The sequence below is a fragment of the Streptomyces sp. SID1328 genome, assembly GCF_009865595.1.
Classification (GTDB): Bacteria; Actinomycetota; Actinomycetes; order Streptomycetales; family Streptomycetaceae; genus Streptomyces; species Streptomyces griseoluteus.
On record NZ_WWKH01000200.1, the window covers coordinates 1 to 13,037 of the forward strand.

A 13,037-nucleotide genomic window follows, 5' to 3' on the forward strand; every position below is an offset into this window, starting at 1 on the left:
CCGTGCAGCGCCGGGCCGGCCTGCGCCCCGGCCGGGCGGGCACACGCCCGGAACCCGCCCCCGCCGACACCCGCCCCACCCTGCCGCCCGCGGCGGCCCACCGCCTCACCCTCCTCCTGGCCGACCGCCCCGGCGGAGGCGGCGGCCGCCGCGGCAGCACCCCCGACCTCACCGAACTCCTCCCCCAATGGCTCGCCGTGGCCAACGCACACGGTTACGCGGCACCCCCGCAGACGGTGCCCGCCCTGCTGGACGCGGCCCGCGCCCGTACCGATCTCCGCCCCGCCGCGCTGGAGTTCGCGGGCGCGCGGGCCCTGTGGCTGGCCCGGCTGAACCCGGACTGGCGGTTCGCCCAGCGCTCGGCCTCCGGGAACGCCTCGGCGCTGCCCGGCCCGGAGGACGAGGAAGGTGTACGACGGCTGTGGCAGGAGGGCCTGTTCGCGGAACGCGTCGCCCTGCTGACCGCGCTGCGCGCCCGGACCCCTGCGGACGCACGGGAGTTGCTGGCGGAGACCTGGGCGCAGGAGCGGGCCGAGGACCGGCTGATGTTCCTGGACTCGCTGCGCGCCGGCCTGTCGGCCGACGACGAACCCTTCCTGGAGCAGGCGCTCGGCGACCGCAGCCGCAACGTCCGGGCGACGGCGGCCGAGCTGCTGTCCACCCTGCCCGGCTCGGCGCTCGCCGCGCGGATGGCGCAGCGGGCGGCAACCTGCGTCGCCGTGGACCACACCGGCAGCACGGCCGCGATCGTCGTGGAGGCGCCGGCCGCCTGCGACCCGGAGATGGAGCGCGACGGCGTGACCGCCAGACCGCCGGCGGGCCGGGGCGAACGGTCGTGGTGGCTGGGCCAGTTGGTCGAGTCGGCACCGCTGGACACCTGGCCGGACCGGCTGGGCGGCCGTACCCCGGAGCAGATCGTCGCGCTGCCCGTGACGGACGACTGGCAGGGCGAACTGCACGCCGCCTGGTGCCGGGCGGCCGTACGGCAGCGGGACGCGCGGTGGGCGCGGGCGCTGCTGGGTTCGCCGTCGGCGCCGGAGGCGGGCGGGCCGGGCGCGGTGTCGCTGGCGGACCGGGCGAAGCTGCTGGCCGCGCTGGAGGCGGACGAACGGGCCGCGTGGGTGGCCGGGTTCATAGCCGGACACGGCCTGTCCGAGGCGTTCCAGTTGCTCGGGGTGTGCGCGGTGCCCTGGACGGCGCCGCTGGGCCGCGCGGTCGTGGACGCCCTCGACATCGCACGGGAGGGGGGCAGTTACCCGTGGAGCTTCAGCGGGGTGATGGGCCTGGCCGAGCGCTGCCTCGACCCGGCCGAGACGGCCCGGGTGGACAGCCTGCTGGCCGTGCCGGACGAGCGGGAGGACGCCTCCCCCGGCGCCGGGGGCTACTGGGCGGAGGCGTTCCAGCGGCTGGCGACCACCCTGCGGCTGCGCGCGGCGATGGTGCGCGAGCTGGCCCCGGACGGCCCGGCCTGAGAGGACTCAGGAGGAGGAGGCGGGCTGGCGCACGTTCTCCCGCACCCACTCCACGATGGTCGTGGTGGTGGCACCCGGCGTGAAGATCTGGGCGACACCCTTCTCGCGCAGCGGCGGGATGTCCTCCTCCGGGATGATGCCGCCGCCGAAGACGAGGATGTCGGCGGCGTCGCGCTCCTTGAGGAGGTCGATGACGGCCGCGAAGAGCGTGTTGTGGGCGCCCGAGAGGATGGACAGGCCGATCGCGTCGGCGTCCTCCTGGATCGCCGTGGCGACGATCTGCTCGGGCGTCTGGTGCAGGCCGGTGTAGATGACCTCCATGCCCGCGTCCCGCAGCGCGCGGGCGATGACCTTGGCCCCGCGATCGTGGCCGTCGAGCCCCGGCTTCGCCACCACCACGCGGATCGGACCGGCTGCCACACCCATCACTGCCTCCATCAAGGGACCACCGTAAAAGGACCGCGGAAGCGTCCGCTTCCGTCCCGTACCGACAAGTACCGCACACCTGGCACGTTCCGCCACCTGTCGAAAGTGAACGAACGTTATCCCCAGCATCCCGCAGCGGACTGTTTCACGGCACCCGGCGAGGGGGAAATCACATGGTGGGACATGAGGGCACGCGGGGGACAGAGCCGCCCCCCGCGTGCCGACAGGAGGTCGGCCAATGAAGGTCACCGGGGTACTGCCACTCTTCCTCCCGATCTGCCGACGTCTGTGGCCCGGCAGACTGGCCTCCGTGTCCGTGACGCTGGTGAAGGCCACCGCCCTGGAGGCCGCGATCCTGGCCGGTCACGTGCTGCTGTACCCGACCGGCCTCACCCAGGAGCGCCGTCAGGCCGTCCTTCCCGCGCCGGCGGGCACGGCGAGACTTCCTGTGCCGACCGGTCCGCCGGTCGTGCTGGTGCACGGCTTCATCGACAACCGCTCGGTGTTCGTCCTGCTCCGCCGCAGCCTCGCCCAGCACGGCAGGCAGCGGGTGGAATCACTGAACTACTCCCCCCTGACCTGCGACATCCGCACCGCGGCCGAGCTGCTGGGCCGGCATGTGGAGGAGATCTGCGAGCGCACCGGCAGCGCCCACGTGGACATCGTGGGCCACAGCCTGGGGGGCCTGATCGCCCGGTACTACGCGCAGTGCCTCGGCGGTGACGTCCGGGTGCGCACCGTGGTCACCCTGGGCACCCCGCACTCCGGGACCCGCGCGATACCGCTGGCCAACGCGCACCCGATCGTCCGGCAGATGCGGCCCGACTCGCCGTTGATCCAGGAGCTGGCCCGTCCGGCACCGGGCTGCCGCACCCGCTTCGTCAGTTTCTGGAGCGACCTGGACTCCGTGATGGCCCCTCTGGAGGCGGCCTGCGTCGACCACCCCGACCTGGAGGCCCACAACATCCGCGTCACCGGCATCGGCCACCTCGCGCTCCCGGTCCACCCCACGGTCGCCGCCGGCATCCGCGAAGCCCTCGACTCCGAGTCCGCCATGCGCCGCCAGGAGGGTGGCGGCCTCACGGTCGCCTGAGAAACCCGGTCCACAACAGGTCGCCCGCCCTCGTTAGGTTCGAACCCGTGAAGACCTGGGAGCGGACCGCCGTCGAGGCACGCCTGCGGGCGGCCTCGGCGCTCGACGGGGCCATGGAGCGTTTCGGGGCGGATACCCACCGTTACCGATTGCGCCCCCCGCTCCCGGAGCCGGAGATCCGCGCCTTCGAGACCATCCACGGCATCGGCCTGCCCCCGCAGTACCGCTCCTTCGTCGCCGAGGTGGGCGACGGCCCCGCCGGCCCTGCCCATGGCCTGCTGCCGCTGATCACCCCGCGCCCCGAGGCCGACGGCGACTGGGCGGTGGACGACGAATGGGCGCGGGACCGGCTCCCCGGCCGCCTGGCCTCCCCGTTCCCCCTGACAGAACCCGCGCCCGGCCGCCTCGGCGCAGCCGCCGACACGCTGGCCCGAGGCACCCTCGCGCTGGCCGACGAGGGCTGCGGGATGTACGTCCGCCTCGTCCTGAACGGACCGCACGCCGGAGAGATCTGGCTGCTGGACCCCGACTGGGGTGGCTTCACTCCATTGGAGCGCGACTTCCACAGCTGGTACACGAAATGGCTGACCGCTCTGTCACAGCCTTCTCAGGGATGACACAGGGTCACAGATCCTCGAACACTCTTCGAACACAGAGCCAAACTCGCGTTCAGCGAACCCCGAAACACGGCCGAATGCCCGTTTCCCGTCCACATGAAACCAGCGGAAGATTGTCGCGCCCGCATACCGCCGGGTACAGTCGCCGCACTGCTCTGGCAGCCCCTGTTGTCGAGGCGAAAGAGAAGTTGGTGAACGACCGTCACCCGTCGGGGACCATGACCCCGGCTCCGGCTTCCGACGCCTCCACCGCGCACTACGCGCCGTACGGGGCACCGGAAGTCCCGTACGACGACCTCACCACGTACGGCGGTTACGACACCACCGGTTTTCCGGTGGCCGAGGCGGCCCACGCCGCCGACCCGCACCTCGGCGGATACCAGAACGTCCAGCACGCCACGGGCGCGTACGACACGACGCACTGGCAGACCGGCGACGGCGGCCACCTCGCCCACGACCCCTACGCGGCCCAGCACCACACCGCGTACGACACGGGTGCCTACGACACCACCGCCTGGACCGTCCCCGCGCAGGGCACCCCGGAGGACACCGGCGCCTGGGGGCAGTACGGCCAGCAGCCCGCCCCGGACCCCGCGCAGCAGTGGGACTGGGGCACGCAGACCTTCGACACCGGCGCCTACGACGCCACCCAGTGGAACACCGACGGCACGCCCGAGCACCAGCAGGCCGAGGAGCCGTTCGACCAGCAGGCGACGGCCACCTTCGACCAGGTGACCCACGACCCGTACGGGGACGACACCGCCTACGCCGAGTACACGGACCACCCGCACAACGAACACCCGGACGTCGAAGACGAGTTGACCGGCACCGGTGAACTCCCCGCCCTCCTGGACGACCAGGAGGAGGTCACCCCGGCCCCCCGCGCGGGTTCACGTGCGGCGGCCCGCTCCCGGCGCCGCCCGCCCGCCAAGCGCTCCGCCCTGCTGACCGTCGCCGTGCCGTCGGCCTGTGTGATGGGCGTGGCCGGTATCGCCGCCGCCTCGGTCGGCGACCTGACCGGTGGGACGCAGGAGGCCGCCGCCTCCGCCGCCGACACGCACACCGTGAAGCCGTCCGTCGCCAACAGCAAGCTCGACACCCAGTTGCGGACCCTGTCCGCCGGGGCCGACGACTTCACCGACCGGGTGAGCCGGACGCAGGAGCGCATCGACCTCAGGGCGCAGCAGGCACTCGAGAAGAAGAAGGCCGCCGCCGAGGCCGCGCTCAAGGAGAGACTCCGCCCCAAGTTCATGCTCCCGGTGCTCCAGAAGGGCCTCAGCGCCCAGTTCGGGCAGGCGGGCGTCAACTGGATGTCCGTCCACACCGGCATCGACTTCCCCGTGTCGTACGGCACCACCGTGATGGCCGCGACCGACGGTGTCGTCACCACCAAGTGGAACAGCGCCTACGGCAACATGCTGGTCCTCACGGCGAAGGACGGCACGGAGACCTGGTACTGCCACCTCTCCAGTTACCGCGTACCCTCCGGAACCTCGGTCAAGGCCGGCGAACCGATCGCCTACTCCGGCAACTCCGGCAACTCCACCGGCCCCCACCTCCACTTCGAGGTCCGTCCGGCGGGCGGCGCGGCCATCGACCCCCTCCCCTGGCTCCGCAGCCACGGCCTGGACCCGACCTGATCCGCCGCCCAGACATGACCGAGCCCCGCCATTCCGGCGGGGCTCGCCTCGTCCGAAGCCGCGTCTAGAGCTTCTCCACCGGCGCGTACCGCAGCAGCAGCCGCTTGGCGTTGCCGCCGCCGAAGTCGATCGTGGCCTGGGCCTTGTCGCCCTCGCCGGCCACCGCGACCACCGTGCCGAGGCCGAACTGGTCGTGGGTGACGCGGTCGCCGATCGCCAGCGACACCACCGGCTTCTCACCGGCCCGGCGGGTGGCGAACCCGGAGGCACCGGCCGCCGAGGAGCGGGACCGGGACGAGGAGAGGGTGGACGCGACCGAGGAGGCGGCCTTGCCGAAGGACGGCGCGGCCGAGGCACCGGTCCGCTTCCACTCCAGATGCGTGGCCGGGATCTCCTCCAGGAACCGGGAAGGCGGGTTGTAGGACGGCTGCCCCCAGGCGCTGCGCAGCGCGGCGCGGGTGAGGTACAGCCGCTCCCGCGCGCGCGTGATGCCGACGTAGGCCAGGCGCCGCTCCTCCTCCAGCTCCTTGGTCTGGTTGAGGGCGCGCATGTGCGGGAAGACGCCGTCCTCCATGCCGGTGAGGAAGACGACCGGGAACTCCAGACCCTTGGCGGTGTGCAGGGTCATCAGGGTGATGACGCCGTCGCCGTCCTCCTCGTCCGGGATCTGGTCCGAGTCCGCGACGAGCGCGACCCGCTCCAGGAAGTCGGCCAGCGTGCCCTGCTCGCCGTCCTCCCGCTCCTGCTCGAACTCCAGCGCCACGGCCGCGAGTTCCTGGAGGTTCTCGATCCGGGTCTCGTCCTGCGGGTCGGTGGACGCCTGAAGCTCGGCGAGATAGCCGGTGCGCTCCAGGACCGCCTCCAGCACGGTGGCCGGTCCGGCGCCGGACTCGACGACGGTGCGCAGGTCGTCCATGAGCGCGTTGAACCGCCGCACCGCGTTGGTGGAGCGCGCGGCCATGCCGTACGCCTCGTCCACCCGCTTCAGCGCCTGCGGGAAACTGATCTTCTCGCGCTGGGCGAGGGCGTCGATCATCGCCTCGGCGCGCTCCCCGATGCCGCGCTTGGGCACGTTGAGGATGCGGCGCATCGGCACCGAGTCCTCGGGGTTGGCGAGGACGCGCAGGTAGGCCAGGACGTCCCGGACCTCCTTGCGCTCGTAGAAGCGCACTCCGCCGACGACCTTGTACGGCAGGCCGACGCGGATGAAGATCTCCTCGAACACACGGGACTGGGCGTTGGTGCGGTAGAACACCGCCACGTCCCCGGCCTTGGCCTCGCCCGCGTCGGTGAGGCGGTCTATCTCGTCGGCGACGAACTGGGCCTCGTCGTGCTCGGTGTCCGCGACATAGCCGGTGATGCCCGCGCCCTGGCCGGCGTTGGTCCACAGGTTCTTGGGGCGGCGGGACTCGTTGCGCTCGATGACCGCGTTGGCGGCGGACAGGATGGTCTGCGTGGAGCGGTAGTTCTGCTCCAGCAGGATCGTCGTCGCGTCCGGGTAGTCCTCCTCGAACTGGAGGATGTTGCGGATGGTCGCGCCCCGGAAGGCGTAGATCGACTGGTCCGCGTCACCCACGACGCACAGCTCGGCGGGCGGGACGTCGTACTCGTTGGGCGGTACGTCCTCGTCGTGCGCGCTCGTGCCGACCAGCTCCCGGACCAGCGCGTACTGCGCGTGGTTGGTGTCCTGGTACTCGTCGACCATGACGTGCCGGAAGCGGCGGTGGTAGTGCTCGGCCACGTCCGGGAAGGCGCGCAGCAGGTTGACGGTGGTCATGATCAGGTCGTCGAAGTCGAGGGCGTTGGCCTCGCGCAGCCGCGACTGGTAGAGCGCGTACGCCTGGGCGAGGGTCTTCTCGAAGCCGTCGGTGGCCTGGGCGGCGAAGTCCTCCTCGTCGATCAGCTCGTTCTTGAGGTTGCTGATCTTGGCGCTGAAGGACTTGGGCGGGTAGCGCTTGGGGTCGAGGTCCAGGTCGCGGCAGACCAGGGCCATCAGGCGCTTGCTGTCGGCCGCGTCGTAGATCGAGAACGACGAGGTGAAGCCCAGCCTCTTCGACTCCCGGCGCAGGATGCGGACGCAGGCGCTGTGGAAGGTCATGACCCACATCGCCCCGGCACGCGGGCCGACGAGCTGCTCGACGCGCTCCTTCATCTCGCCCGCGGCCTTGTTGGTGAAGGTGATCGCGAGGATCTGGCCCGGGTGCACATGGCGCTCGGCGAGGAGGTGGGCGATGCGGTGGGTGAGCACCCGCGTCTTGCCGGAACCGGCGCCCGCGACGATGAGCAGCGGGGAGCCCGCGTGGACGACGGCCGCGCGCTGGTTCTCGTTCAGCCCCTCCAGCAGGGCCGCCGCGTCGACCGGCGGGCGCGGGGCGCCGTCGCGGTAGTGCGTGTCCCGGTCCGGGGGCACGTCGAACTTCCCCCCGAACAGGTCGTCCGGGACCGGCTCCGGAGCGTGCTCGTCCTCGGGCGGCGCGGACTCCTCCTCGGGTCCCCGCGGGGGCTGGAGGCTGGCCAGGAAGTTGTCGTCAAAGAGGCTGCTCATCGCTCTACGAGTCTAGGGCGCCGCACCGACAACCGGTCCCGGTCCGGGGAACATGGCCGGATTCCCGGCGGAACGATCTTCAGTTCCGGGCGGGGTGGGCTCCCGTTCCGGGCGGAACGATCTCCCGTTCCCGGCCGGACGATCTCCCGTTCCGGGCGGGACAGTCTCCGTGCGGCCCGGTCCTCTTTTCGAGCCCCACGCGCGCGTGCCCTCCCTGCCGGGGACGCGCCGCTCCCTAGCATCAGGGACATGTCGGGCACCTCGGGCTTGCGAACGTGGGTGGCGGAGCGTCCTCCGGCGGCGGGCACCGCCGTCATGGCGACCGCCATCGTCTCCATCGGCCTGCGTCTGGCGGACGTCGAGGTTGTGTCCCGGATCTTCCTGGTACTGGCCTGCCTCGCCTGGCTGACCCTCGCCGTCACCTTCGCCCTCCGGCTGGCGGGACACCCGGAACGCTGGGCGGAGGAGGCCCGCGACCCGGCCGCGCTCACGGCGGTGGCGGCCACGGCGGTACTCGGCACCCGGATCTCCCTGCTCGGCGTCCAGCCCCTGGCCGGGGCGCTGCTGGCGCTGGCCGCGCTGTTCTGGCCGGTGCTGCTGGTCTCCGTGCTGCGGCACTGGGGGCGGCGCATGCCGGGCACGGTGTTCATGTGTTGCGTGGCCACACAGGCGCTCGCCGTTCTGGCGGCCACCCTGGCCGGGGCCGAGACGACGGCCTGGCTCGGGCACGCCGCGCTGGTGCTGTTCTGGCTGGGCCTGCTGCTCTACGCCCTCACCCTGCCCCGCTTCGACTCCCGCCAGGTCCTGCACGGGCCGGGCGACCACTGGATCGCAGGCGGCGCGCTGTCCATCTCGGCGCTGGCCGGGGCCCGGCTGATCTCCGCCGACAGCACGCGGCTGTACCTGTGGAACCAGGACGACAGCGAGGTCCTGCACCAGGTCACCGCGATCCTCCTGGTACTGGACCTCGTCTGCTACGCCGTGCTGGTGCTGGCCGAGCTGGCGCGCCCCCGGCCGCGCTACGTCCTGCTGCGCTGGGCCACCGTGTTCTCGATGGGGATGACGGCTGCGGCGACCCTCGCGGTCTCGGCCGCCCTGGACGTGTCCTGGCTGAGCGGGCCGGGGAAGGTGCTGGTCTGGGTGGCGGTCGCGGTGTGGCTGGCGGCCGCCCTGGGCGCGATGCTCGCGGTGCGCGCCGGGGGCCACGGCCCCTGGGGGGCGGGAGCGCCGGGTGTCACGTCCACAGCACGGCGATGAAGATGTTCGCCGTGGTCAGGGCACCGACCAGCCCGAACATCCCCTTGTCGACCGTCTCCTCGTCACGCTTCACATAGACCAGGCCGAGGATCACGATCAGCAGTGCCAGCTTGATGCCGATCTTGATGTTGTTGACGTGGTGGCCGTCCGCCTCGTTGAGGCCGACCAGCACCACGCCGGTGACCAGCATGGTGATCGCACCGTGCAGCATGGCGGGCACGAAGCGGGCCGTACCCCGGCCCATCGCCTTCATCTGGGTGAGGAAACCGCCGAGCAGCGCGGCGATGCCGATGATGTGCAGGGCGACGAAGACATGGATGAGTACGGTCATGGGAACCGAGCCTAGTTGCCGACATCCCGTCGGCACCGTACCGGGGCCCGCGTCCGGCTCATGGCTCCGGCCGGTCCCACCCGCGCGCGGGCTCGCCGGTCATAGCACCCCCTGCCTCCCTCGGGTCCCGTCTTCCCCTCTTTGATCACCAGGCTTCGGATGGGCGCCTCCGCCACCCTGGCAGTCCGGTCGAAGCCGGTCACTTTCCGGTCCGTCGAGGACAGTTCCGTATACGCGTTACCAAGCTGTCACCAAGCGGCCTAGCCTCCTCCCCCAGGTGACCGGCTCCTCACAGCCGCCCGGACCAGGGGCGGCAGCCGGACATCCACGCCGAGGACCGTCCGTCGGCCGCCGTCTCCCCTGTGCGGACGGCCGCCGGACACCGGCCCCCCAGGGGACCGCGGTTCTCGGCCGCACGAGTCCCATGGAAGGACGTGACGGTCCAGGTGGCAGCGCACCGAAAGCTCCGAGCGCGCTCACTCAGCGGCAACACGGCCCGCACGGCCGCCACTCTCGCCCTGGCGGGAGCGGCCACCGCGACGGCCTTCGACGGAACGGGACACGCCGAGCCGCAACTCACCACCGCCCAGGTCAAGAGCCGGGTGGACCGCCTGTACCGGGAGGCGGAGACCGCCAGCGAGAAGTACAACGGCGCCCACGAGAAGGCGAGCGCCGCTCAGCACCGGCTCAACACCCTGCGCGACGAGGCCGCCCGCCGGCAGGACAGACTCAACACCGCCCGCGGCGCCCTGGGCGCCTTCGCCGCCGCGCAGTACCGCGACGGCGCGATCGCCCCGAGCTGGCAGCTCGCCCTCTCCAGCAGCCCCGACCGCTACCTCGACGACGCCGCCTTCGCCGAACGCGCCGGACACCGCCAGGCCCAGCAGGTGAGCCGGGTGCGCGCCCAGCTCCGGGAGATCGAGCGGCTGCGCGGCGCGGCCCGCGTCGAGGCGAAGTCGGTACGGTCCCGGCAGGCGGAGCTGAAGCGGCAGAAGGACACCGTCACCGCCAAGCTGAAGCAGGCCCGGCAGCTGCTCGCCCGGCTCACCCCGCCCGAGCGGGCGAAGGCCACCACCAGCGCTCCGGCGGTTCGGGCGGGCGCCGGGGGCCGCTCCGGCCCGACTCGGGCAGCCTTCGGCAAGACATCCCTGTCCCCCGGCCGCCCGACCGCGCGGATTCCCGCGCCCACCTCCCGCGCGTCGGCTGCCGTCGCCTACGCCTACCGGAAGCTCGGCAGCCCGTACGTGTGGGGTGCGACCGGCCCCAGCGCCTTCGACTGCTCGGGGCTGATCCAGGCCGCCTACCGCTCCGCGGGCATCTCCCTGCCCCGCACCACCTACGCCCAGATCAACGCGGGCCGACGCGTCTCCCGCTCCCAGCTCCAGCCCGGTGACCTGGTGTTCTTCTACTCCGGCATCAGCCACGTGGGCATCTACGTGGGCGACGGGCGCATGATCCACGCGCCCAACCCCTCGGCGCCGGTCCGGGTGGCGCCGGTCGACCAGATGCCGTTCGCGGGGGCCACCCGGGTGGCCTAGGGCTTCCGTCGGGGTACGCCGGGTTTCCGGGGCGGCGGAGTCAGGACGCGGCTTCGGGTCAGACCAGTCGGCGGGCCGTGGCCCAGCGGGTCAGCTCGTGCCGGTTGGAGAGCTGGAGCTTGCGCAGCACCGCGGAGACATGGGACTCGACCGTCTTCACCGAGATGAAGAGCTGCTTGCCGATCTCCTTGTAGGCATAGCCGCGCGCGATCAGCCGCAGCACCTCGCGCTCGCGCTGGGTGAGACGGTCGAGGTCCTCGTCGACCGGCGGGGCGTCGGTGGAGGCGAAGGCGTCCAGCACGAACCCGGCCAGCCGGGGCGAGAAGACCGCGTCGCCCTCCTGGACCCGGAAGATCGAGTCGATCAGGTCGGACCCGGTGATGGTCTTGGTGACATAGCCGCGCGCCCCGCCCCGGATCACCCCGATCACGTCCTCCGCCGCGTCCGACACGGAGAGCGCGAGGAAGCGCACCGGCTGCTCGGGGTCCGCCATCAGGGCCGCGCTGCGCCGGAGCACTTCGACCCCACCGCCGCCGGGCAGATGGACATCGAGCAGGACCACCTCGGGCCGGGTCCTGGTGATGACCGCGACCGCCTGGTCGACGTCCGGCGCCTCACCGACCACCTCGACCCCGGTCCGCGCGGTCTGCCCGATCTCCGCCTGCACGCCGGTACGGAACATGCGGTGGTCGTCCACGAGCACCACGCGCACGTGGCGACCGACCGTGCCCTCGGTGCCCTCCGCCGTCGTCGCGGTGTCGCGTCCGGGTTCGGCCACCTCCGCCTCCCCCGCCGTGCCGTTCGCCTCGGTCGCGTCACTCATGCCGTCTTCTCCGCCCTCTCCATCTCCAACTCGACTTCTGTGCCGCCGTCCGGCACCGACCGCAGCCGGGCCGTACCGCCGTTGCGCTCCATGCGCCCGATGATCGACTCCCTGACCCCCATGCGGTCGGCGGGTATGGAGTCGAGGTCGAAGCCCGGACCCCGGTCGCGGACGGACACGAAGACCGTACGGCCCTCGACCTCCGCGTAGACCTGCACGGCACCACCCTCGCCACCGTACTTGGCGGCGTTGACCATCGCTTCGCGCGCGGCCTGCATCTGCGCGGTCGTCCGGTCGTCCAGCGGGCAGTCGCCGACCACCACGACCTCTATGGGCACGCCGTGCTTGTCCTCGACCTCGGCCGCGTTGCGCCGCACCGCCTCCGCGACCGTGTCCGGCTCGTCGGCCTCGTCCTTGCCGGTGCCCTCCGGCTTGTACAGCCAGGTGCGCAGGTCCCGCTCCTGCGCGCGGGCCAGGCGGCGCACCTCCCCGGCGTTGTCCGCGTTGCGCTGTATCAGGGTGAGGGTGTGCAGCACCGAGTCGTGGACGTGCGCGGCGACCTCGGCCCGCTCCTGGGCACGGATGCGCATCAGCCGTTCCTCGGACAGGTCCTGCGTCACGCGGACGAGATAGGGGCCGGCGAGCAGGGTGATGCCGACCAGCACGGCGATTGCCGCCTCCAGCACCGCGCCCAGGTGGGCGGCGGACACCTGCATCAGGAAGATCGCGGAGACCCCGGCGGTGACCAGCAGCACGCCCACGGCCGCCCGGAGCAGGGTGAGCGTGCGCCGACGGCCGCCGACCTCGACCCAGCGGGCCCGGCGGGCGTTGTCCGCCTGCCGCCACACCAGGGCGACACCGGCCGCGACCAGCACGACCGGTACCAGGTACGCCTTGGCGGTGTTGGTCAGATTGACGCTGCCCAGGAAGACGATGGACACGATGACCATGAGGAGCAGCGCGACCATCTGCCCCTTGTCCGGCTTGCGGGCGACGAGTCTGCGGCGCCCCTCCGGTGAGGTCTCGGTCCCGACCAGCGAGGCCGGTTTGTGGTCGCCCACCCCGCCGACGCCGAGCGGGACGAAGAACCAGAACGCGGCGTACAGCAGCGCACCGAGTCCGTTCGCCATGAGCAGGCCGACGAAGGCCAGCCGCACCCACACCACGGGCAGCCCGAGATGCCCGGCGAGCCCCCGCGCCACTCCTCCCAGCCAGCGGCCGTCACCGCTGCGGTAGAGCTTGCGCGGCGGCCGCGGGTCTTGGAGTGGGAGTGCTGCGGCTTCCGGCATGCCAAC

General features: G+C 72.2%; 11 protein-coding genes. 6 read left to right on the top strand and 5 right to left on the bottom strand.

Features of this window, described 5'->3' with window-relative positions:
- The coding region (locus tag GT030_RS05880; protein WP_161200161.1) for a DUF5691 domain-containing protein at positions 1 to 1,472 on the top strand (1,472 nt) is incomplete at its 5' end.
- Positions 1,473 to 1,478: 6 nt separating this feature from the next.
- Here the strand turns inward: GT030_RS05880 and GT030_RS05885 are convergent.
- Positions 1,479 to 1,898 (bottom strand): cobalamin B12-binding domain-containing protein, encoded by a 420-nt coding sequence (locus GT030_RS05885; RefSeq protein WP_031180800.1) that lies wholly within the window; start codon positions 1,896 to 1,898, stop codon positions 1,479 to 1,481.
- Positions 1,899 to 2,136: 238 nt separating this feature from the next.
- Here GT030_RS05885 and GT030_RS05890 point away from each other — a divergent pair, with 238 nt between their 5' ends.
- From GT030_RS05890 to GT030_RS05900, 3 genes are all read left to right on the top strand, one after another.
- Complete coding sequence (locus GT030_RS05890; protein WP_161200162.1) at positions 2,137 to 2,991, top strand: alpha/beta fold hydrolase; 855 nt, start codon at positions 2,137 to 2,139, stop codon at positions 2,989 to 2,991.
- 47 nt (positions 2,992 to 3,038) lie between these two features.
- On the top strand, positions 3,039 to 3,608 hold the full coding sequence (locus GT030_RS05895) for an SMI1/KNR4 family protein (protein ID WP_161200163.1): 570 nt from the start codon (positions 3,039 to 3,041) through the stop codon (positions 3,606 to 3,608).
- 191 nt (positions 3,609 to 3,799) lie between these two features.
- Positions 3,800 to 5,248: a M23 family metallopeptidase gene (locus GT030_RS05900; protein ID WP_161200164.1), complete on the top strand. Its 1,449-nt coding sequence runs from the start codon at positions 3,800 to 3,802 to the stop codon at positions 5,246 to 5,248.
- 64 nt (positions 5,249 to 5,312) lie between these two features.
- On the opposite strand, the gene pcrA is transcribed toward GT030_RS05900, so the two are convergent.
- Positions 5,313 to 7,793, bottom strand: a complete 2,481-nt coding sequence (gene pcrA / locus GT030_RS05905; RefSeq protein WP_161200165.1) for a DNA helicase PcrA — start codon at positions 7,791 to 7,793, stop codon at positions 5,313 to 5,315.
- A gap of 249 nt (positions 7,794 to 8,042) precedes the next feature.
- Between pcrA and GT030_RS05910 the strand changes: the two genes are divergently transcribed.
- Complete coding sequence (locus tag GT030_RS05910) at positions 8,043 to 9,050, top strand: hypothetical protein (RefSeq protein WP_161200166.1); 1,008 nt, start codon at positions 8,043 to 8,045, stop codon at positions 9,048 to 9,050.
- On the opposite strand, the gene GT030_RS05915 is transcribed toward GT030_RS05910, so the two are convergent.
- Complete coding sequence (locus GT030_RS05915; protein WP_030811871.1) at positions 9,028 to 9,381, bottom strand: hypothetical protein; 354 nt, start codon at positions 9,379 to 9,381, stop codon at positions 9,028 to 9,030. The genes GT030_RS05910 and GT030_RS05915 overlap by 23 nt on opposite strands.
- Positions 9,382 to 9,827: 446 nt before the next feature.
- Between GT030_RS05915 and GT030_RS05920 the strand changes: the two genes are divergently transcribed.
- Positions 9,828 to 10,919, top strand: a complete 1,092-nt coding sequence (locus GT030_RS05920) for an NlpC/P60 family protein (protein ID WP_161200167.1) — start codon at positions 9,828 to 9,830, stop codon at positions 10,917 to 10,919.
- A 58-nt stretch (positions 10,920 to 10,977) separates the two neighbouring features.
- On the opposite strand, the gene GT030_RS05925 is transcribed toward GT030_RS05920, so the two are convergent.
- Together GT030_RS05925 and GT030_RS05930 are read right to left on the bottom strand one after the other, a co-directional pair.
- Positions 10,978 to 11,742: a response regulator transcription factor gene (locus GT030_RS05925; protein ID WP_161200168.1), complete on the bottom strand. Its 765-nt coding sequence runs from the start codon at positions 11,740 to 11,742 to the stop codon at positions 10,978 to 10,980.
- Positions 11,739 to 13,031, bottom strand: a complete 1,293-nt coding sequence (locus GT030_RS05930; protein WP_161200169.1) for an ATP-binding protein — start codon at positions 13,029 to 13,031, stop codon at positions 11,739 to 11,741. Before GT030_RS05930 ends, GT030_RS05925 begins: the two co-directional genes overlap by 4 nt.
- Positions 13,032 to 13,037: the final 6 nt, after the last annotated feature.